Source organism: Nonlabens sp. Hel1_33_55, assembly GCF_900101765.1.
GTDB lineage: Bacteria > Bacteroidota > Bacteroidia > Flavobacteriales > Flavobacteriaceae > Nonlabens.
This window is the reverse complement of record NZ_LT627735.1, coordinates 1953717-1977024: the sequence shown is the minus strand read 5'-3', so window position 1 is coordinate 1977024 and position 23308 is coordinate 1953717. Positions and strand designations below refer to the sequence as shown.

Annotated in this window: 18 protein-coding genes; 12 read left to right on the top strand and 6 right to left on the bottom strand. The window is 40.4% G+C overall.

Annotation, left to right across the window (positions count from 1 at the left end):
- The first annotated feature begins 33 nt into the window (after window positions 1–33).
- The gene (locus BLO34_RS08845; protein WP_090754555.1) at window positions 34–1152 is read left to right on the top strand and encodes an outer membrane beta-barrel protein; all 1119 of its coding nucleotides are present in this window, start codon (window positions 34–36) and stop codon (window positions 1150–1152) included.
- Window positions 1153–1264: 112 nt separating this feature from the next.
- Here BLO34_RS08845 and BLO34_RS14720 read toward each other — a convergent pair whose 3' ends face one another.
- The gene (locus BLO34_RS14720) at window positions 1265–1567 is read right to left on the bottom strand and encodes a hypothetical protein (RefSeq protein ID WP_231959448.1); all 303 of its coding nucleotides are present in this window, start codon (window positions 1565–1567) and stop codon (window positions 1265–1267) included.
- Window positions 1568–1626: 59 nt separating this feature from the next.
- Complete coding sequence (locus BLO34_RS08840) at window positions 1627–2427, bottom strand: BamA/TamA family outer membrane protein (RefSeq protein ID WP_231959446.1); 801 nt, start codon at window positions 2425–2427, stop codon at window positions 1627–1629.
- 222 nt (window positions 2428–2649) lie between these two features.
- Here BLO34_RS08840 and BLO34_RS08835 point away from each other — a divergent pair, with 222 nt between their 5' ends.
- The 9 genes from BLO34_RS08835 (at window position 2650) to BLO34_RS08795 (ending at window position 12923) form a co-directional block, all read left to right on the top strand.
- Window positions 2650–3276, top strand: a complete 627-nt coding sequence (locus BLO34_RS08835) for a Crp/Fnr family transcriptional regulator (RefSeq protein WP_090754553.1) — start codon at window positions 2650–2652, stop codon at window positions 3274–3276.
- 58 nt (window positions 3277–3334) lie between these two features.
- Entirely contained in the window at window positions 3335–4135 is an 801-nt protein-coding gene (locus tag BLO34_RS08830; RefSeq protein WP_090754552.1) for a sulfite exporter TauE/SafE family protein, read from the top strand.
- Window positions 4136–4272: 137 nt separating this feature from the next.
- A complete protein-coding gene (locus BLO34_RS08825) occupies window positions 4273–4647 on the top strand; it encodes a rhodanese-like domain-containing protein (RefSeq protein WP_090754550.1) in 375 nt (124 codons plus the stop codon).
- Between the two features lie 199 nt (window positions 4648–4846).
- Entirely contained in the window at window positions 4847–6175 is a 1329-nt protein-coding gene (locus BLO34_RS08820; protein WP_090754547.1) for an MBL fold metallo-hydrolase, read from the top strand.
- Window positions 6156–6878 carry a VIT family protein gene (locus BLO34_RS08815; RefSeq protein ID WP_410503917.1) on the top strand — a complete coding sequence of 241 codons (723 nt, stop codon included), beginning with the start codon at window positions 6156–6158 and terminating at the stop codon, window positions 6876–6878. The genes BLO34_RS08820 and BLO34_RS08815 overlap by 20 nt, the downstream gene beginning before the upstream one ends.
- Before the next feature lie 93 nt (window positions 6879–6971).
- Window positions 6972–8009, top strand: coding sequence for a serine hydrolase domain-containing protein (locus tag BLO34_RS08810; RefSeq protein WP_090754543.1), 1038 nt, complete (start codon window positions 6972–6974; stop codon window positions 8007–8009).
- A 145-nt stretch (window positions 8010–8154) separates the two neighbouring features.
- A complete protein-coding gene (locus BLO34_RS08805; RefSeq protein ID WP_090754541.1) occupies window positions 8155–8712 on the top strand; it encodes a YeeE/YedE family protein in 558 nt (185 codons plus the stop codon).
- Between the two features lie 3 nt (window positions 8713–8715).
- Complete coding sequence (locus BLO34_RS08800; RefSeq protein WP_090754539.1) at window positions 8716–9129, top strand: DUF6691 family protein; 414 nt, start codon at window positions 8716–8718, stop codon at window positions 9127–9129.
- Window positions 9130–9326: 197 nt separating this feature from the next.
- The gene (locus BLO34_RS08795; RefSeq protein ID WP_090754537.1) at window positions 9327–12923 is read left to right on the top strand and encodes a metallophosphatase; all 3597 of its coding nucleotides are present in this window, start codon (window positions 9327–9329) and stop codon (window positions 12921–12923) included.
- Window positions 12924–13040: 117 nt separating this feature from the next.
- On the opposite strand, the gene BLO34_RS08790 is transcribed toward BLO34_RS08795, so the two are convergent.
- The gene (locus BLO34_RS08790; RefSeq protein WP_090754535.1) at window positions 13041–13556 is read right to left on the bottom strand and encodes a DUF3124 domain-containing protein; all 516 of its coding nucleotides are present in this window, start codon (window positions 13554–13556) and stop codon (window positions 13041–13043) included.
- Between the two features lie 55 nt (window positions 13557–13611).
- A complete protein-coding gene (locus BLO34_RS08785) occupies window positions 13612–15969 on the bottom strand; it encodes a transglycosylase domain-containing protein (protein ID WP_090756570.1) in 2358 nt (785 codons plus the stop codon).
- Window positions 15970–16217: 248 nt separating this feature from the next.
- Here BLO34_RS08785 and BLO34_RS08780 point away from each other — a divergent pair, with 248 nt between their 5' ends.
- Window positions 16218–16841, top strand: a complete 624-nt coding sequence (locus BLO34_RS08780; protein ID WP_231959444.1) for a MarC family protein — start codon at window positions 16218–16220, stop codon at window positions 16839–16841.
- 125 nt (window positions 16842–16966) lie between these two features.
- Entirely contained in the window at window positions 16967–17365 is a 399-nt protein-coding gene (locus BLO34_RS08775) for a hypothetical protein (RefSeq protein ID WP_090754533.1), read from the top strand.
- 70 nt (window positions 17366–17435) lie between these two features.
- Here BLO34_RS08775 and BLO34_RS08770 read toward each other — a convergent pair whose 3' ends face one another.
- Both BLO34_RS08770 and cphA read right to left on the bottom strand, forming a co-directional pair.
- Window positions 17436–20585 (bottom strand): VPS10 domain-containing protein, encoded by a 3150-nt coding sequence (locus tag BLO34_RS08770; protein WP_090756566.1) that lies wholly within the window; start codon window positions 20583–20585, stop codon window positions 17436–17438.
- Between the two features lie 44 nt (window positions 20586–20629).
- Complete coding sequence (gene cphA, locus BLO34_RS08765; protein WP_090754531.1) at window positions 20630–23269, bottom strand: cyanophycin synthetase; 2640 nt, start codon at window positions 23267–23269, stop codon at window positions 20630–20632.
- Window positions 23270–23308 lie beyond the last annotated feature (39 nt).

Genomic DNA, 23308 nt, shown 5'->3' with positions numbered 1-23308 from the left:
CAATTACTAGCTTGTTTGAAAAGAAGATTAGGTATGAGAAAGATTACTATATGGTTTGGGGTTGGTGTGTTTTTTGCTTTCGCGAAAGCGTATTCCCAATCATCATCTGACAATAACAATCACGAGATAACAGTAAGCGGTTATGTCGATGGATACTTATCAGGATACTCCACAGAATTAGATAATGATCAGTTCCAGCGGTACACCACGGTAGGAGCAAGGGATGATACTTTTGGACTGAACATTGCCCAGCTAGGTATGGCATACAGGCATGATAAGGTTCGAGCAAATGTGACTTTTCAATATGGTGATATACCGCAAGCGATATGGAGTGATACCTTCAACGAAATCCAAGAGGCTAACGTTGGCGTGAAGATTATCGATGGCTTATGGCTTGATGCTGGTTTTTTCAAAACGCATGTAGGGACTGAGAGTTTCTTACCAAAAGAGAATTTGCTGAGCAGTACGAGTGTAATCACTTTTAACGAGCCGTTTTTCCAATCTGGAGCGAGTTTGAGTTATGAGGCTATTAGCGATTGGAATTTTGAATTATGGGTGATCAATAGTTACAACGGTTTTGTGGATAATAATGATGCAAAAAGTGTTGGAGCTCTCATAAGCTATCAAATAAATGACCGAACTAGTATCACGTACACCAACAATTATGGACGCGAGAGTGCTGATGATATGAGTCCAAAACAAAGACGTTTTTATCAGAACCTTTACATGTCGACGAACTGGAATGATAAGATTTTCTTGATTTTAGGAGCAGATCTTGGGTTGCAATCCAATAGTGATTTAGACGATTCCAACGATACTGCTACATTGTATACGGCACTGGCAACGTTGCGATACCAATTTAGCGATGCATTTAGCATCACAGGCCGCGGTGAGATGTATAGAGATTCCAGCGGATTCATAAGCGGCACTTTCACGAATAATCAAGGAATTACTGAAGGTCTGGATCTAACGGGTCTAACCGTAGGCGCAGAATACAAGCCAACAGAAAATGCTTACATCCGTGGAGAAGCGAGGTATCTGACAGCACAAAATGGTTTGGATATCTTCAGAGAAGATGATGGATTGTCTAATGAGCGCTATGAAGTCCTTCTAACTATGGGCGTATTTCTGGATAGAACATTCAGATTCTAAACGGTTCTCTATGGATTTGATGATATAGCTTACGTTATACCAACTAAAGCAGTACCTTTTTTAGAAACGTCGTTAGTCGTAGATCCTAAGATTATAAGGTTTGAACAGATGGCTAGAATGCCTCTGCAATACCTAAGTAGATTTCGTTCGTACCACGACCGAAGCCCCAATCTAGTCTAATGTTTAAGTTTTCTGACTCGTCCAGCTTGTAACGAACTCCAAAACCATAATTAGGTTTTAGATCCTTGAATTGGAATTCATCGATATTTCTATAGACATTTCCAGTTCCGATAAATGCCACGGCACCGATTCTTGAGTCCTTAAATGTCTTGCGGTATTCGGCCTGAGCGGCAACAAGATCGCGATCTATAAAACGACCTTCACGGTAGCCACGCATGATCTCACTACTTCCCAAGAATGAATATTCAGAAAATGGCTGATTATCTCTAACCGTGCGGCCTACAAATTGGAACCCTAAAACATCATTATTTTTTTGGATACTTTTAAAAAGTGACGCAGATCGACTCTAGTTAGGTGAAATTTATTGGTACCACCTAAAAACTCACCATATTCTCCATGAGTAAGTTCAAGATACCAACCGCTGGATGCATTTAATATAACATCACGACTGTCGTATAGAGCTGCAGCTTCCACACCTACTGATGTAGAACCATCAAAACCGTCCAATTGTTCATTGGCTATCAGTCCATCTTCTTCAAAATCTGTATTGTAGATGTGATTGTATCGTATTCCTGCACCTACAAACAAATGCTTCACAAATGCCTGCTTCAAGAAGATAGGTTCGATAAGTAGTTGATTATAGTCATAAACCTCCTCAGCTGATTCTGGTGTATTATTACCTATTCCATAATACAATCGTGGATAATTTTGAAAAAGGAAATTACCTTCAATGACCCATTTTTCCTGATTGGTAAAGATCTCAAAACCAGAAAATAGAAAAAACTGACTGTTCAATGTGTACTGAAATGTAATAGGCATATTAGAAACCCTAGTTTCTTCACCACTTCCTGCAAATTTGAAAAGGTATTTTGCTCCAACACCGAATGCAAAATTGGTTTCAGGAGAATAGCTCATGACTGGCGCTGCGATGAACTTTGATGGATACAAGGTTGAATCTTGTTCTACCGCTTTTCTATTAGGGTAAAAAGTAAATAACTCTTGAAGTTCCTCAAACTGAGCATTCGCATTTGGAATATGAATAAGCCCAACAATAAAGAGAACTAGTAATACGTAGGACTTTGGATTTTTGAGCATAGATAATGTAAAATAGGAAGCGCAAATTAGATAAGGAAAATTAAAATAAGGCCTTGATGCGATTCTTTTGTGATAAAAATAAAAACATCTCAATGATTGAAGATGTCATGACAATCACAATATCTACGAGAATAAATTGGTAATAGCTTTCAAAAATTGAAGTTAACTATCTCAAGTAACGTTTAACTTAGAGGTTTACTTAATTAAGAATTGACCTTAGAAATGATACCAGAACTTCAAGCCAACTATAAAACTTTTTTCGAACCAGAACTACTCGCTGAAATCAATGATGTAGCCACTTTCAAAGAAGTCGATGCAGGTATAGATCTTATAAGGCCTGGACAATTTATCAAATCGATGCCTTTGCTATTATCCGGAAGTATTAAGATTATGAGAGCTGATGAAGATGGAAATGAATTGCTGCTCTATCATCTGGAGAAAGGGGATACTTGTGCAATGACACTTACCTGCTGCATGGGAAATACAAAAAGCGAAATACACGCAGTCACTGAAACGGCAGCAAAACTTATCATGATTCCTATAGGGAAAATGGAGGAATGGTCTAGTAAATACAAGAGTTGGCGCAATTTCGTATTTAATAGCTACCATACAAGAATGATGGAGATGCTAGAAAGTATCGATAACATTGCCTTTAATCGTATGGACGAGAGATTGGAAAATTATCTTAATGACAAAATCGAGATCTTAAATAGCAAACACATTTACATAACACACAAAGAGATCTCCCAAGACCTACACACCAGTCGTGTAGTCATTTCCAGATTGCTCAAAAGAATGGAAAACGATCACAAGATCAAATTGCATCGTAGCTTTATTGAAGTCCTGTAACAAGGGTTACAAACTATACGCTAGAAGCCGTCTACTTTCGCACTAGATTAAGTAGATCATGGAATTTATTGAGGTACTAGGTTATTTAGGCGCATTACTTATAGGAGTCGTATTAGGACTTATAGGCGGCGGCGGATCCATTCTGACGGTTCCCATACTAGTTTATGCGCTAGCGCTTAATCCAGTGATAGCAACTGCTTATTCCTTATTTGTGGTAGGAGCCACCTCGTTAGTAGGTGCGGCAAAAAATATGTCTAAAGGAATGGTGGATTTCAAAACGGCTATCATTTTTGCTATTCCAGCATTTATAGCGGTTTATTTGACCAGAGCCTTTTTGATACCAGCGATACCCGTCGATCTTTTCAAAGTTGGCGACGTTATGGTAACAAAGAATCTAGCCATCATGTTGTTTTTTGCAATCATCATGCTCCTTGCTTCAGTTTCAATGATAAGAAATAAAGGAGCTGCGATTGATGAAGATGTGCCCATTCAATACAACTACCCGCTGATAATTATTGAAGGACTGGTAGTAGGAACAATTACTGGAATTGTTGGTGCTGGCGGTGGTTTTTTGATTATTCCAGCACTGGTTTTACTAGCGAAATTGCCTATGAAAAAAGCAGTAGCAACATCTTTATTCATTATCGCCATTAAATCATTGATAGGCTTCTTGGGAGATGTTCAGAATCTTGAAATTGACTGGGCTTTCCTTTTAAAATTCACCGCATTATCAATTTTGGGGATATTCATTGGAATCTGGCTCAACAAATTTATTGATGGCAAAAAACTGAAAAAAGCTTTCGGTTATTTTGTGTTGATCATGGGGATCTACATCATTTATAAAGAGCTAACCATGTAGAAGCTTACTGATACGTGGTGATGGATGTAACAATTTCGCTTTCGCGAAAGCGAAACTAAACCTCCAACTATAATTACAACCAACTACCACGACTTGTATCGAGCAAGTGGATTAACTTTAACACCAAAGCAACCTTGATGAAAAGATTCTTATTTATTCTAACCGTATTTATCAGTTTTTACCAGTTGAGCGCCCAAACATCGAGTCCAGTAATCACGTTGAGTATTGATGAATTCAAAGAAGCCATTGCAATAGAAAATGTTCAATTGGTGGACGTGAGAACTCCTGAAGAATTCAAAGAAGGAGCTATAGATGGTGCAATAAATATTGATTATTTCCAACAAGAAACTTTTGAAAAAGAGTTTGAGAAACTAGACAAAACAAAACCTATTTACATCTATTGCAAATCAGGAAACCGCAGCCAGAAATCTTCGGTGATTCTTGATACCTTGGGTTTTAATGAGATTTATGAATTACAAGGTGGTTATACAGCTTGGGCTGATCATGACTAGAAATAGCCAAAGATCAATTTATTTCTGAAAGATCAAACGGTCAATAGCGTCTGTAAATGCTCAAGAAATTATCACCTTATTTATAGTAGAACAAAATCACGCAAAAAGTAGATATGTAGATATCAAAAATCAGCTTATGTATCATAGGTTACAGCTAGATGTTGCAACCTTTTTTATTTTTGAGTAGAAAATTAGAATTATGAATATCAAACAATTTGAATATAAGCCGTTGTCTCAATATTCCTATGCGATCATAAGCGACGGAAAAATGGCGGTGATCGATCCAGAGAGAAATCCAGAGATATATTACGCTTTCGCGAAAGCGAACAACGCCACAATCATTGCAGTCATTGAAACGCATCCGCATGCAGACTTTGTGAGTTCACATCTTGAAATTCACAAAGAAACTGGAGCAACAATATATAATAGCGCAAAAACAGGAGCAGATTATCCGCACAAGGCATTTGATGACGGCGATCAAATCGAGTTGGGTAAAGCTGTTTTAAAGTCGATCAACACACCAGGCCATTCACCAGATAGTATTACGATTGTAGCTAAGGAAGGTGATGATACTGCACTTTTTACGGGAGATACGTTGTTTATAGGTGATGTAGGACGTCCAGATTTACGAGAAAAAGCTGGAAATATGAAGGCCAAAAGAGAGGAGCTTGCAGAGATGATGTACGACACCATGCAAAACAAATACAGTGATCTACCTGACGATGCATTAGTTTATCCAGCACATGGCGCAGGATCTCTGTGCGGTAAAGGGATGAGCGATGCGGCTAGTAGTACGTTAGGCGATGAAAGAGAGAACAATTGGGCGTTTAAAAAACAATCAAAAGAAGAATTCATGGACACGTTGCTGGATGGGCAGCCGTTTATTCCAGCGTACTTTGGTTATGATGTCGATATCAATAAAACAGGTGCTGTAGATGTACAGCCTGCAGTGGAAAAAGTAAACTTTGAAGATGGATCTACAGCTACCGGCTTGATTGTGGATATGCGCGATGAGCAGAGCTTTAAAAAAGGTCACCTGAAGGGAAGTTTCAATATCCAGGCAGTTTCTGATAATGCAAAATTTGAAACTTGGTTAGGGTCGATTGTAGAACCGAAGGAGAAATTCACCTTAGTAATAGACTTCAAAGAGAACAAAGAGAAATTATTGCAGCGCATTGCCAAAATTGGTTACGAGCAACAAGTAGAAAAAGTAATCACCATTTCTGGAGATAATTTACAATCAACTCCAGCACTTGATTTGGAAGACTTTTCACAGAATCCAGATAATTATACGATTGTAGATATACGTAACACTAGTGAGGTCGAGCAGGGGAAGTTTTTTGATAGCGCGTTAGCACACCCATTACATGAATTACGAGATGCTGCAAATCAAATCCCAACAGATAAACCCATAGTAGTTCATTGTGCAGGTGGTTACCGTAGTGCTGCTGGAAGTAGTATCTTAGAGAAGAAAATTAATGGCGTTCAAGTTTATGACTTGAGCGATGATGTGGAAAAGTTTAAATAAAGGAGTAGGGTTGCAAAATAAAGAAAGGCATTATATCAACAGAAGCGCCTGGTTGCGCGCTGGCGTGTTGGGAGCAAATGATGGTATTCTATCAACGGCGAGTATTATCATAGGTGTTGCCGCTGCGAGTGGCTCGAAAGATGCCATTATCGTTGCTGGTGTAGCAGGACTTGTTGCAGGGGCACTTTCAATGGCAGCTGGAGAATACGTTTCCGTTAGTTCTCAAACTGATATCCAAAAATCTGATCTCGCTCGAGAATTAAAAGAACTTCAGGACACACCAGAACAGGAACTCATAGAACTTGCCAAAATCTATGAAACTAGAGGTCTTAATAAAGAAACGGCATTAGAAGTAGCCAAGCAACTTACCTCGCACAATGCACTGGAGGCTCACGCTCGGGATGAGCTAGGAATTATGGAAATGACCGAGGCAAAGCCGCTGCAAGCAGCTTTTTCATCTGGCGTTGCTTTTACCGTTGGTGGGTTTTTGCCAGTAGTTGTGGCATATCTCGCACCTCTGGATACCATGGAGTATATTCAATATGGTTTTGCGATTTTGTTTTTGGCTCTTTTGGGAGCTATATCGGCTAGAGCTGGTGGCTCAAGTATACTTAGACCTATATTGCGCATTACCTTTTGGGGAACCCTAGCCATGGGAATTACGGCGATCATTGGTTATCTGTTTAATGTGAATGTTATGTAGCGCATTTTGAAAATGTGTTTCTCTTGTCAATGATAAATAAGTAAGACCCAATTAAGATTTTACCATTTTACAACCATCCAAGAACCATTCAATTTGACCGCCAAAAAAACATCTCGATCCAAAAGAATATTTCAGGTCATACTGCTTACTGGTACGGCGATATCACTATACTTTGTACCGTGGCCTATCGTGTTTGCCTGGATAAAGCCGTTGCCTGCTACCGTTCAAGAACAAATGGATTTAGCTGCAGATTATGGATTTGATGGGATTATCGTTTACGTAGATCAGAAAGGAAAACCATCAAGGCATTACACATCAGGATATAAAAACACAGAAAATAAAATTCCTGCAGACCCTCAATCGTTTTTTAAAATTGCTAGTGTATCAAAATTGTACCATGCTGTTTCTGTAGCAAGGCTTGCCCACCAAGGCAAACTATCGCTAGATAAAAGTCTCGCTTTTTATCTGCCACAATTAAAGGGCAGAATTGAAAATGCAGACGACATCACCATCAGGATGATGGTGCAACACCGTAGTGGTATTCCCAATTACACAGACGTTGAAAATTATTGGGCACAACCTAAAGAAAACGAAGAAGGAAATCTCGCCCTAATTCTAGACAAGCCCGCAGATTTTGATCCTGATAAGGATTACGCCTATAGCAATACTAATTACCTACTGCTTCATATGATTATAAGAAAAGTCGTAGGCTATGAAGTATTCCAGTATATGAAAGAAGAAATCTTAGATCCATTGAATCTGAATGATACTTATGGTTCCGTTCAAGATGTGGACATGGATCGAGTGATGAGCGGTTATTACGTTGGTTATGAAGGTGATCTCAAGAATGATGATGTGGGCATGCTCGCGACAGCGCAAGATCTCGGGAAATTTATCAGAGCTTTAAACGAGGGAACGGTTTTTACCGATAAAGAAGAGCAGGAAATTTATTCTTCCATCTATGTTTATGACCACACAGGTCTTGTTCCTGGCTACCAAACCATTGCAAAATATCATAAGGACATCGACGCTGTCGTGATTCAGTTTACCAATACCGTAGACTTTGAAGGTTATAACTGGAGCATGTCTGAGGTGATGTATAGCCGTATTGTGGATATTATTAAAAAATAAATATTTATTATTCAAGTCTGATTGGTTGGTGAATAAGTTCGCTTTCGCGAAAGCGAACTCATCAACCATCAAATAATTGAGGGAAGTAACATAGGTTACACTCATAAAGCTTCAAGTACACTAATTTTGTCCAAAATCTAAAAATATGAACTGGATATATGATCCATGGCCGTGGTACGTTGCTGGGCCGCTCATTGCGTTAACGATGTTTTTACTTCTATTTGTTGGCAAGCAATTTGGTATGTCGTCGGCACTACGAACCACTTGTTCTGCTCTGGGAGCTGGTAAGGCGGCAGATTTTTTCAAGTTTGACTGGCGCGCACAGCGTTGGAATCTTATGGTGGTTTTGGGAGCTATTATTGGTGGTTTTATTTCTTCTAATTTCATGAGCGACAATACGGTTGAGATCAACCCTGAAATAGCACAGCAACTTTCTCAAGACTATGGGATTGAAAGTGCTGGTGAGGCGTATTTGCCCACAGAAATATTTGGTTTGGAAAATTTCATGAACCCTGGCAATCTGGCCATCTTGTTGATTGGTGGGATTCTAGTAGGATTCGGTGCTCGATATGCCGGTGGATGTACTTCTGGGCATGCTATCTCTGGATTGAGTAATCTGCAAGTACCATCATTGATCGCTGTGATAGGCTTTTTCATAGGTGGTCTGGTAATGATCCATATTATTTATCCTTTAATTTTTTAAGACATGAGATACATCACATATTTAGCTATCGGGATTTTCTTTGGAATCGTCATGTTCAAGTCAGAGGCTGCATCATGGTTCCGCATTTATGAAATGTTCAAGTTTGGGAGTTTCCACATGTACGGTATCATAGGATCTGCTCTGGTTATAGGAGCAGTAGGTATCCAGATCATCAAACGGAAAAACATTAAAACCATTGATGGTACTGACATGAGCTTGAAACCCAAGAATATGGGTATCGCCAGATACTTAATTGGCGGGATAATTTTTGGCTTGGGTTGGGCGCTTGCCGGTGCATGTCCAGGACCTATGTACGTTTTATTGGGCGCAGGTTTTCCTGCGATACTACTTGTAATCTTTGGAGCCTTGCTGGGAACCTTCCTCTACGGATTATTAAAAAGTAAGTTGCCTCATTAAAAGATCTAGATGTTTATTGGAAGTTAGCTTTCGCGAAAGCGTAAAAACCACCAATCCAGTTTGCAACCAGTATTGGTGGTCCATAAATCTGTTGACAGGCAATTAATCAACCAATTTTCATAAATTTTGGTATGTTATATGTTAATCACTTGAGTCAAAACCAATGGATTTAAGACTTTCGTTGTTTAAACCTATTTATGAAGTCAATTTTAGATTACCTACCCTTAAGATCATCCCTATTTTTTTCTGCTTTTTTTCTTTTGTTTTTTACGAATGTTACCGCGCAGGATGCAACAAATAGTAAAGAAGTTTCTAAAAGCATTTATCTCACCGCTAATCTAGGTGATGATAAAAACAGTAAGTCTGCAGAGATTCTACAAGCCATTGTCAATGCATCAAAGAATGACAGTAATGCTGCATTTGTGGCTTTAGGTAATACCACCAGAAAGAACGGCTACCCAAAAGATAAAAATCAAAGAAAGCAGGAAGAAGATTTTCTAACTCAAAACGTATTGAATCCTCTGGAAGGTTTCAACGGTGAGGTGATATACATTCCTGGAAAGAACGAGTGGAACAAAGGCGGACACAACAATATCGATGATCTAGAATCTTTTCTACAAGACAATAGTAAGGGAAAATTCTGGCCTAACGATGGATGTCCCATCGAGCGTGAAACCTTGAGTGATGAGGTAGAACTTGTCATGATTGATAGCCAGTGGTATCTAGAAGATTGGGATCAATATCCTTACATCAATAATGATTGTGAGATCAAAACAAGAGAGCAGTTTTTCACTCAGTTTAAAGATGAAATGAAGGATGAACAGAATAAGACCGTCATAGTTGCAATTCACCATCCATTGTTAAGTGCAAATCGTCGTGGCTTTTTTGAGCGCATGGGTGGTTTTTCAAACCAATCTTACTTCAGCAACAAAATGCAATATCTAGTAGGAAGATTGGAAACTATTGCTAGCCAATTTCAAGACGTTGTCTTTGTATCAGGAAACCACGAGAACCTACAGTTTTTGATGGATGATGGCATACCACAAGTCGTGAGTGGTGCCACTGCGAGTACTGAAATGACTCGTAACAATTCAGATAAAGAGATATTCTCTACCAGTGATCGTGGATTTTCTAAGCTAACTGTTTATAAAGATGGAAGCTCACAGGTAGAATTATTTACCGTTGATGGATCTAACGTTCAATTGGTACACACCTCGCAAATCAAACTTAAGAAAGGTAGTCTGGAAGATTTTGAATACCATACCAATGATGAATATGGCGATATGTATGACGCATCCATTTATTCCAAAGAAGAAACAGATAAGTCAGGTCTATACAAGTGGTTCTGGGGCGATCACTATCGTGAGGTTTATTCTAAGGACATCACCGCACCAGTTTTATTCTTGGAAGATTTACCGAACAACGTTCGAGCCATCACAGAAGGTGGTGGAAACCAATCGAGAAGCCTTCGTCTAATAGACGATAATGAAAATGAATTTACTGTAAGGGAATTACGTAAAAGTGCCTTGCGATTCATACAATCCTCCATTGACGATCATTATGTAATGGATTATATGAAAAATACCGTAGCTGAAGACATCGTACAGGATTACTATACTTCGGCCCATCCATATGCGCAGTTTGCGGTGAATGAACTCATGGATGCTGCAGATATCTATCATGCAAATCCGCGAGTGGTGTATTTACCTAAGCAAAACCGATTGGGAAGATTCAACGAAAGTTATGGCGATAAGCTGTACATGTTTGAAGAGCATGTGGGCGATGAAAACATTGGTCTAGGGATTTTCGGAAATCCAGATGACATTATCAGTACCGCAGATTTACTCATTGAAATACGTGAAGACAAGGATACTCAAGTAGATGAGTCGGCATACATAAAAGCGAGACTTTTTGATATGTTGATAGGCGATTGGGATCGTCATGAAGATCAATGGAGATGGGCAATGACAGAAAAGGAAGATGGAACTCAGGTATACGTTCCTATTCCACGTGACCGTGATCAAGCATTCCCCAAATACGATGGTATTTTTCCAGCGATATTAAAATTTGGTGCGCCACTAGCGCGTAACATGCAGACTTATGCACCAGAAATCCAAAACATAAAGACCTTCAATAATGCAGGTTTTTATCTGGATAAAACTTTTATCAACGAGGCAAGCTGGAATGACTGGAAATCACAAGCAGAATTCCTTCAAAATAATCTCACAGATGAGGTTATAGACAACGCATTTGCAAGCTTATTGCCAGATGCTATCGATGAGAACACAGATCAAATTAAGGAGACTCTAAAACTACGTAGAGCTAACTTGTTACAAATAGCTGAAGATTATTACAACTACTTCAAAACCTATGAAACCATAGTGGCTACCACTAAGGACAACGTTATTGATGTAGAACGCAAACCTAACGGAATCACAGACATCAAAATTACCCAAAAGGATAAGGTGATTTTTGAAAATAGCTACAATAAGGATCTCACTAAAGAAATATGGTTGTATGCATTAGATGGAGATGATACCATCAATGTAACCGGTGATGGAAATAATTATATCGACCTAAAGATTTTTGGTGGAGAAGAAAATGACATCTACAACATTGATAATAGACGCAAGGTCAAAGTGTTTGATTATGCTTCTAAAAACAACACGTTCAATACGCCGGTAAATAAAATGTTGACAGACTCTTATGATCTCAACAACTATGATCCTACAAAACGTATTTATTCTACTAATGTGATTCTGCCTAGTTTAGGTTTTGATCCAGATAGTGGTTTGAATTTCGGTTTGAATAATACGTATACGACTTATCGTTTACTGCGCAATCCTTTTACTGCACAGCACTCCATATCCGCACAGTATTTCTCGGCAACGCAAGGGTTTGAGTTCAATTATGCAGGTGAGTTTGCTCACGTTTTCTACAATTGGAATTTAGGACTGGATGCTCGTTATACTACAGGGAACTACGCCATGAACTTTTTTGGAATAGGAAACGGTACGTTCTATGATGATGACGCAGTTGATCTTGATTTCAATCGTACACAAATCAAACAATGGCATGTTGAACCGTCCTTGAAATACAAGAAATACGATGACTTTACAGCACACATTGCGGCAAGACTAGAGTCTAATGAGGTGTTTGACGATCAAGGTGGATTCATTGAAACAGCATTTAGTCCTAACAACGATGTTTTTGATAGACAGCTTTACGCTGGTGGTGAGGTTGGACTTAACTACAACAACAAACAAGGATTGATAAGCTATCCTCGTCGCGGTATGGAAATAGGTCTTGTGGCAGGTTATAAGCGCAATGTGGAAAGTGAATACAACAATGAATTTTCATATGTGGTACCTACAGTATCATTCATTTATCCTATCCATGAGAGTGGCGCCGCAGCTATTGCTACAAAAGCACAGGCAAACTTTATTTTGGGTAATACCTATGAGTTTTACCATGCAGCAACCGTTGGTGGAAACAACAGTTTGAGAGGTTATAGAAATGACAGGTTCCAGGGACAAACATCATTCTACCAAAGCACAGACCTTAGAGTCGGGATCACTCAATTCCGCACCTCATATGTGCCTATTCGCTTAGGTGTGACCGCTGGATTTGATTACGGTCGCGTTTGGGATGATCTAGACACCTCAGAAAAGTGGAAGAACAGTTACGGTGGATCTGTTTTCATCAACGGATTCCAGGCCATAACTGCAAACATAGGTTATTACGTGAGTGATGAAGACAGCCGTATCATATTCACGGCAGGCTTCAGATTCTAAAATTATAATTACAAATACAAAAGGCTGGAATTCAACTTCCAGCCTTTTTTATGTAGTCATGTTTGTGGTTTTTCCGCTTTCGCGAAAGCGAACTAATTTCAAACCTTAGAACAACTATCACTCATCCACGGCAACACCTTCTGTAGTGAAGGAGAATACCTTGTTGCCCAGTCCACCAATCATAACGGCCTGAAATACGGGACGCATGGTTTTCTTGCCGTACCATTCCAGCATGAAGTTGGCACCAGATCCACCCAAAGTATCGTTCTCTTCAATTATGAATTCAATAGTTTCTAAAGGCTGTAGATAAATCGTTTTGTCAATATAGTCGCGCACCTTTGTACCGCGTGTATCAAAATAATCCACCCTATTCAAAAATAGGGAATCACGCTCGCTGGTATTACGAATACTAAAGGTTGCCGTGAGATAGGTACGATCATAGCGGCTTTTTTGATAGATGTCAGAATAGATGGGAACGTATACCTTTTGACGAGCCATAGTGCTATCAAGCGGCCTGATTTGAGCTTCAGAAAGTGATTGTTGCTCTACGGTACGTTCTGCAGATATGTTGGGATCCATATGCTCGCAGCTGGCAGCGAGAACTAATAGTGAGATAATGAATAAACGTTTCATAGGATTCAGTTTTATGGCGGATATTTTCAATGGTAATAATTCATCAATCCAAATATCACTGGTTATCGACCGGCTCTTCCTGCACTACGGGCACTTGAATATCTAAACTGTCAACCACAAGACTATCCACGACCATTACTGGCGCAAGCAATAAACTGTCTTTGATCCTCAAACCTTCTAGATAGGTACTGTCGGTTTTGTAATAATTGGTCGCTTCAGAAGCTACTTGATCTGTAAATGCTGGACATGGGAAATAAGGTCTCTCGTAAGCAAAATTTGTCAACATAGGACGTGACCAGCTGCTCAGGCTTTTAAACATTGACGCCACCATAGGCATGGCGGTATTAGCACCACTTCCCATATAGGTTTTTTCAAAATGAACGCGCTTGTCGCGGGCACCAACCCATGAACCTATGACCACTTCTGGTGAGGCCGCGATAAACCAGCCATCACCGTTGTTTTGGGTAGTACCAGTTTTTCCAATAATATTATAGGGAACATTATAACGACTAAAACTCGCTCCAGTACCTTCAGTCAGGACTTCACCCATCATTTGTTGCAATTTCTTGATACTCGCACTAGAAGCAACGCCGCCATCATACTTAGGTTTTGCCTCATAGAGTACGGTACCGTCTTGTTCAGTAATGCGCTGGATCATATACGGATTGACTTTATTGCCTCCATTAGAAATGCTCGCATAAGCCGTTACCATCTCCATCAGGCTAATGTTTGCGGTTCCCAGCACAATGGACGGCACTTCTGGAATGTCAGAGGTGATTCCCATTTTGCGTGCTTTATCAATCGTATTATCTACTCCAACCTGTAGCTGCAATGCTGCAGAAACCGTGTTCACACTATTAGCTAATGCTCCATGCAAACTATAACTACCGCCATAACCACCGCTGCTGTTTTTAGGCTGCCAGTCTTCGTATTTACTGTAGGTGCGCAGTGAGTTGTTATAGTAGTCACAAGGATCAATGCCCTGATCCAGCGCCGTCAGATAAGTGATAGGCTTGAAGGTAGAACCTACTTGGTTTTTTGCCTTGATATTATCAATCTGCGAGAAACCATAATCAATGCCGCCTAGATAACCTAGAATCGCACCACTACGAGAATTCATCGCCAGAATACCGGTATGCAACCTGATGATGGAACCTATAATGCTATCCTCAACACTTTGCTGGCGTGGCTCAAAGCCTTTGCCTATTTCCCAATATTTTCTGCTTTTGGTGGACTTCCAATATTCAAGAATTTCTTCGTCGCTCATCCCATTTTCCTTCATCTGGATGATTTTGGGCTGGAGAGCCATGATGCTGGCGATGAACGCTTCTTTGCCGCCTTCAGTTGTTTTGCTGGTCCAGTTTTGATCCATCAACTTTTGCAGGCGCTGCATGTTGCGCTCCATCGTCTGTTCTGCATATTTCTGGATGTTGGGTTGTAGCGTGGTATAAACCTGGAGACCGTCGACTTCTAAATCATAGATGGCACCATCTGGATCTGGATTTTCTGCTGCCCAGGCGTTAAATTCCGCTCGCACGTATTCTTTGTAGTAACCAGAGAGCGATGAATTCTTCTCGGCAGGACTATACTTGAGTGTGATTTCTGTTTTGGCAGCGTCTGCCTCTTCTTGTTTAATGGCATTATTCTTTACCATTTGCTGCAGCACGACATTACGGCGATTGGTAGAATTCTGCGGATTCTTCCTCGGGTTGTAGTACGATGGTGCTTTCAAAACACCTACCAGTGTCGCACATTCTGAAAGATTGAGCTGCGCTGGTGTCTTACTAAAAAACCTTTGTGCTGCTTTCTCGATTCCATATAAATTCTCACCAAAAGAAACCGTGTTGAAGTAGAGAAGGAGCAACTCATCCTTTGAGTAGATGGATTCTAGACGTTTAGCAATAATCACCTCGCGCATTTTGTTGATGGGTGTACTAAGCAACCAGAGTTCCTTCCTGCCAAAAACATTTTTTGCAATCTGTTGCGTTACCGTACTACCACCGCCTTTTCCCTGTTGCATGAGAATCGATTTGACAAACACGCGGCCATAGCTCCTATAATCAATTCCAGAATGCTCGTAGAATCTAACATCTTCAGTAGCTACCAGCGCTTGCACTAGATATGGGTTGAGTTGTGTAGAATCAATATTGCTGCGATTTTGCAGGTAGAAATAGGCGATGGGTTTCTTATCGCTGCCGTAAACCGTTGAGGTTACCGGATTTTCCAGTTTGGCGAGTTCACTGCTATTGGGAACATGACCAAATGCGCCAGCCCAAGTCCCTAGAAATAGCAAAACCACAAAAGAAAAACCAGCAAGCACCAACCATCCAATCGATTTGAAGGGATGCTTCTTGATGTAACTAAATGCTTGATGAAGTCTTCCAGAATTGCTATTGCTTGTAATTTGATTCATTCGGGTTTTGTTCTGAGATTTTGGTTGATGTTCCCAAGATAAATTTAATACCACAAATAAAGTGTCAAATAGCGGATTTTAAGTGACCACAGATCATGTTTTATTGAATGGTTTTAGAAGAATTACGCTTTCGCGAAAGCGAACTAATCATCTACCACATCACCATCAAAAACGGACTGAATTGTTAGCATCCAATTAACGAATCTGCGAACGTCAGGAATGGGAATCGAATTATATTTGCAGCCATTATGGGAGAATTTGTTATACTCGATATCTGGGCTTTTGCCATTAGTGTTTTCACCGGACTTTTTGCGATCACAAACCCGATCGCCAACGTTCCCGTATTTCTGGGACTGACTGAAGGCGCTGGCCGTATTGAGAAACACAGGATCAATAAGAAAGCTACGTTTACGGCATTCATGATCATTCTAATATTCACCTTGTTGGGAAAATTTATTTTTGACTTTTTTGGGATTACAATACCGGCATTTAAGATCACTGGTGGATTGCTCATTTTTTATGCAGGTTTTAGAATGCTACAATCAAAGAAGTCCAACCTCAAAACATTGGAACAAGTAGATGTTGATGAGAATATCGCCATATCACCACTGGCGATTCCATTGATTGCTGGGCCAGGAACTATTGTGACGACCATGAACTTTGTTACTGATGCTTCTTATCTCTATATAGGAATCGTGGTAGCGATTGCAGCATTGATTTGCTGGATGAATTACCTAGCGTTCAACTACAGTACGTTTATCGTGGACAAAATAGGGAACAATGTCATTACCGTGATAGGTAAAATCATGGGTCTTATAATCGCAATCATAGGAACTACCATGGTTGTCGATGGATTGAAATTAGCTTTTTAAGGTGAGAACCTAAATTAGCTGATGGATTAGGAGAATTCCTATACCGTATTCTACATCATTTTCTATATATTTAAGATTGATAATCAGTTTGTAGTATTAACAAATGCTGATTGCAATTTTTCCTCATGGATAAAATACGATATGCCAATCTAGGTTATGCTGAAGTTTTCATTTTTGAAAATTATGTGATCAATCAAATCAGTGATGGTGTGACGGTAAGTTTCGAACATGTAGAGGTGATGCGCAAAGCGATTAAAAAAATCTACGGTGATCGTAAGATCGTTTACATATCCAATCGCGTGGGATCGTATTCCGTCGATCCTCTCATATATCCGGAAATATCAAAGATTGACAACCTGGTAGGCATTGCCATCATTACAGATAATATCCAGCACGAAAGAAACGCAGAGTTCGAAAAGAATTTTTACAAGAAACAATTTGGGGTTTTTCAAACCCTAAAGGAATGTCTTATTTGGACAGATCGTGTATTGGAATACCACGAGCAAAACGTGGAAACCCAATAACATTCAAGTACGTGAAATAAAAAATCCGCTATCGATCATCGATAGCGGACTTTTATATAGGTTCTATTTTCTAATCCTCTTTCTCAACAACTAGATAATCTAGTTTTAAAGCATTGAATTTTGTATTGAATTCTTTGATGTCATTATCTAGAACTTCATTGAACTTGACCAATTCCGTTTCAATTTGAGCGCTTAGTTCATTCTTCACCGCTATATCTTGAGCTGTAGGTGCAAAATCACCCATAGTAACGAGGGCATTTAAGTGAGCTAGTTTGTTTGTCAATTTTATAGGAAAGTTTAGTGGATCCTGACCGCTGCGATTTTGAGTTTGGTATAACGCTTTTTCGACTTCTTCAAACTTGGTTTTCATAGAATCTGCAAGAGTCAACATTTCTCTAATACCGTCGACTTCTCTATCACCATAAACAGTTTTGAAGGCAGAAAGCTTTTTGTCAAAGGCTCTTATGTTTTTAATCGATTTATGTGCTTTGTCAACGGTCTCGTTCACCTCACTCACAAATTCAAATTGCGCTTTCATATCTGCAACGCTGGCCTCACTGACGGGAGTTTTCATGATCTCTATAGGCTGGGTTTGTGTCTCACCATTAACTGATAACTCTACCGTATAATTACCTGGAACAGCTTTAGGGCCTGAAAGATCTGCCCACCATAGTATCATTCCATCCAATTCTTCTGCACCATCGTATTGAGTATCCCAATTGAAAGTGTTGGCTCCTGATTCAGGCTTTAGTTTATTTTTTTTGGAATAGGTAGCATATTCTTTAATGAGCTTCTTGTTAGAATCCATAAAACGCAGTGCGACGCTATCTTTTTCTTTCAACTCTGGAATGTAGTAATTGATTTGAACTCCTGATGGATGATTGGTTCCAGCAGTTAGTGAACCGCGACCACCACGACCATCCATTCTGTAGGAAGCTTTAGGCTTAAATAGCTTTACCGATTTTTCGGTGGCATCTTTCTTTCTTGATTTTGAGGTTGAAATAGGAGCCATTTCAAGTCCTTGACGCACCATACTCAAGTCATCGTGAATCCACAGACTACGACCTTGAGTTGCAATGATGAGGTTATCATCTTTTACGGCAAGATCTGTTACTGGAACTATAGGTAAATTCATTTGGAATGATTTCCAGTTTTCACCGTTGTCGCTACTTATGTACAAACCAGTTTCAGTACCAGCATAGAGTAAGTCCTTTTGTTCTTTGTCTTCTCTAACAACGCGAGTAAAATGCTCGTCTGGAATACCGCTTATAATCTTTGTCCACGATTTACCGTAGTCACTCGTTTTATAGAGATAAGGTTCAAAATCTCCCAATTTATATCTGGTGGCTGCGATGTAACAAACCGCAGGATCAAAACTGCTGGGCTCAATGCTGTTGATTTGCGACCATTCTGGAAGACCTTTAGGTGTAATATTGCTCCAGTTCTTACCGCCATCTTTGGAAATATGAACCAAGCCATCATCACTTCCAACCCAAAGTTCTCCTTGGTTCAAAGGTGATTCTGCTGCTGCGAAAATCGTGCAGTAATATTCCACGCTAGTATTATCCTGAGTGATGGGACCACCACTAGAAACCAATTTAGTTGGATCGTTTCTCGTTAGATCTGGTGAGATCGTCTCCCAACTCTGGCCTTCATTACTTGTGACATGAACATTGTTTGAAAATGCATACAACTTATTATCGCCATGTTTGGAAATGAAAATAGGGAAGTTCCATTGGAACCTGTATTTCATGTCTTCTGCACCGTGTCCCATAGGATTGTCTGGCCACACATTGATGCCGCGCTGCGACTTCGTCGCATGATTGTAACGCGTTAAAAAACCACCATAACTACCTCCATAAACAATGTCGTTATTATTAGGGTCTACTGCTATGTGCGCACTTTCTCCACCAGCAGTTCCTTCCCAATCGGTATCTGTTATGGAGCCGCCAGTTGTACGGTGAGGAATTCTTATCGTCCCATTATCTTGTTGTGCTACATAGATTCTATAAGGAAAGGAATTGTCCGTTGTGACTCGATAATACTGCGCGGTAGGTTGATTGTGATACGTACTCCAGGTTTCTCCACCATCATAAGTGACCTGTGCGCCACCATCGTCTCCCATAATCATACGTTGAGGATCTTCTGGGGCAATCCATAAATCGTGGTGATCACCGTGAGGTGCTCTGCCGCTGGTAAAACTTCTTCCACCGTCGGTGCTTTTGTGATAGGAAACATTCACGACGTATACCACATCTTCATCTTGGGTATCAGCATAAATTCTGGTGTAGTACCAGGCACGTTGTCTCAAGCTGCGATCATCGTTGGTTTTAGTCCATGTGAGCCCAGCATCATTACTTCTATAAACTCCACCTTGATCTTTATTTTCTACGATGGCATATAATCTATCAGAATTAACTGCCGAAACTGTAATTCCCATGATTCCCAACGTTCCTTTTGCAAAACCTTCGTTATTTGAAATTTCAGTCCAGGTTTCTCCGTAGTCGGTGCTTTTCCACAGTGCACTTCCATCGCCACCGCTACTCAAACTGTACGGTGTGCGCTGTACACGCCAGGTAGAAGCGTACAAATTGCGTGAATTTCCAGGATCCATAATAAGATCAACGGCACCAGCTAGATCGTTGGTGTAGAGTGTTTTTTTCCAAGTCTTACCGCCATCGGTTGTTTTATAAACTCCTCGATCTTCAGATTCTGTATAGATGTTTCCAAGCACGGCCGCATGGACAATGTTGGGATTGTCTGGGTCGATTACAATTCTAGGGACGTGACGACTTTCTGGTAATCCAGCTTGAGTCCACGTCTTACCAGCATCAACCGATTTCCATATACCATAACCGCTGGAAACGTTACCGCGCACGGTTTTTTCTCCACCGCCAACATAGATCACATTGTGATCACTAGGCGCAACGCTTACCGCACCTATACTACCGCCAAAATATCCATCAGATATATTGCTCCACGTACGGCCGCCATCCATGGTTTTCCAGACGCCACCACCAGTTCCTCCAAAGTAGAACAGGTTGGGTTTTCCAGGCACGCCAGTTACCGCAGCACTTCGACCGCCACGAAATGGACCTAGTAATCTGAATTCTTGGGATTCGTAATACTGCTGAGCCTCTGGTGGCTCTGGTAGTTGTTGTGAGTTCGCTTTCGCGAAAGCGAAAAAACTAATGATCGCAAGTGCATAATAAAACTTCATAGGTATGATAGATTTGATATGAATGGTTTCGATTTTATTTTTAATCATTTAGTGGCAAAGGTGACCTCGCCACTGGATTCTTTCTCTTTTAATTTAGTGACAAGGTTCACAGCCTCTGTTACAACATCGCTGCAGCAAACGATCAGACTGCCAGGTCGGGCATTTTCAATCGCGTACATTATCGCCTCAATTTCTGACGGTATCACCGTGGTTTTGATATTGGGATCTGTTTCCTTGATGCCGCTTTGCAGCATTTTGATCAACTCTTGTTCTGTCTTGCCGCGTAGGTGCTTGTCCTGACGTATGATGATCTCATCAAACATGGTTGCTGCAATCGATCCCATCTCGCTATTGTCTTGCTCACGACGATCGCCTATTCCTGCTATAATACCTACTTTATAGGCATCCTCAAAAGTGTCTGTAAAATTCTTGAGCGCGTTCATTCCTGCAGGATTGTGTGCATAATCTAGAAGCATGTTGAAGTTCTTGAAGCGGAACATATTCAATCTTCCAGGCGTTGTCTGTGCAGATGGAATAAAGCTCTCCAGCGCTGCTCGCATATCTTCAATACTGAATCCCTGAACATTACCAGCAATAACGGCTGGAAGAATGTTTTTGATCATGAACTGGGCTTTGCCGCCATAGGTTAGAGGAACATCTTCTGCCCTGATGATGCGCATTTTCCATTCTCCTTTACAAATGCTAATGTACCCGTTTTCATAGATTGCAGTAACGCCACCCAACTTTTGTAGTGCCTTGATTCTAGGATTTTCTTCATCCATTGAGAAAAGGGCAACATTACAATCGACGTTTTTGCGCATGTCATAAACAAGGTCATCGTCTGCATTTAGAATGGCATATCCGTCTGGTAAAACTGTTTCTGGAATGACACTTTTTACTCTGGCGAGTTGTTCCACAGTATGGATTCCCTTTAGGCCCAAGTGATCTGCACTAACATTAGTAACTATACCGATGTTACATTTCTTAAAACCGAGACCTGCACGCAGCAAACCGCCACGAGCACATTCCAGCACAGCAAAGTTGACCGTTGGATCGCGCAAAACAAATTCTGCACTACCAGGACCGGTACAGTCGCCTTGCATTAATAATCGATTCTGAATATATACACCGTCGCTGGTAGTATAACCAACTCTGTAACCTTTGAATTTTGCCATGTGGGCAATCAATCGGCTGGTGGTTGTTTTACCATTTGTTCCAGTGATAGCAATGATTGGAATACGTCCAGTATCACCGTGCAATGGGAATAATTTATCAACTACTGGAGCGGCCACATTACGCGGCAATCCGGTAGTAGGTGATAGGTGCATTCTAAAACCAGGACCTGCGTTTACTTCCAGTATGGCGCCTTTAGTGTCTGATAATGGCTGACTTATATCTGTGGTCATGATATCAATACCGCAAATGTCTAGATCAATGATTTTAGAAATACGTTCTGCCATTGAGACATTTGCTGGGTGTACAATATGTGTAACATCCTCTGCAGTTCCACCAGTACTTAAATTGGCTGTGTCTTTTAGGATCAGACGTTCACCATCAGGTAAAATACTTTCTAGCGTGTATCCAGCATCCTTAATGATGGTTTTAGTAAGTGTATTTACTGTTATTTGAGTTAGTACTTTTTCATGACCATAACCACGACGTGGATCTTTATTGACCTCGATAATCAAATCTTCAACGCTGTCTTTGCCGTTTCCTATCACGTGAGCAGGAGATCGTTTTGCAGCCGCGACCAATTTATTATTGATTACAAGTAGTCTGTAGTCTGCACCAGTGATCATGCTTTCTACGATTATTCTATCAGAAACCTCTTTGGCCTCGTTGAAAGCAACCTTAGCTTCTTCTAGACTATTGATGTCAACAGTGATTCCGCGACCGTGATTACCATCAATAGGTTTTATCACTAATGGAAAGCCTACATAGTTACAGGTGCCTTCTAGTGATTCTTCATTTCTAATTATTTCTCCTCTTGGAACGGGAACCTCTGCTTGTTGTAATAAGTATTTTGTGTCTTCTTTATCGCAGGCTAATTCAACTCCTATACTACTGGTCTCACTAGTAACGGTCGCCTGAATTCTTTTTTGATTAGCACCATAGCCTAATTGACACAAAGAATATTTATTCAATCTAATCCATGGAATTCCACGACTTTCTGCTTCTTCCACAATAGATCCAGTACTTGGACCTAGACGATTGGCCTCTCGTAGTACCCGCATTTCCAGAATGTCGGGATCTAGGTCATAATCTTTGGCACTAATAAGTGCTTCACAAATTCTAACGGCAGCGGCAGCGGCATAGCGTCCAACTTCTTCTTCAGTATAAGAAAAAACGACATTGTAAACACCTACTTCACCATAGCCTCTGGTTCTACCAAATCCAGTATCCATTCCAGCCATGGTTTGAATTTCCAATGCAATATGTTCTATGATATGACCCATCCAGGTACCTTCCTTGACTCTTTCAAAAAATCCACCGGCATAGCTTTTGGAACATCTGTGAGAATACATACCTGGAAACATTGCCTCAAGTCTCTCGCTGAAGCCATTAATCTTATTGGAAGGAAATTCTTCCATTTTTTCTAGATCCAGCACCATGACAATTAGTTTATGTCTTCTTATGGACCAATAATTGGGTCCGCGCATGGCGTTGATCTCTCTGATATTCATATAATCGGATTTAGGGTGGAGTAAAGCCTTTAAAAATAT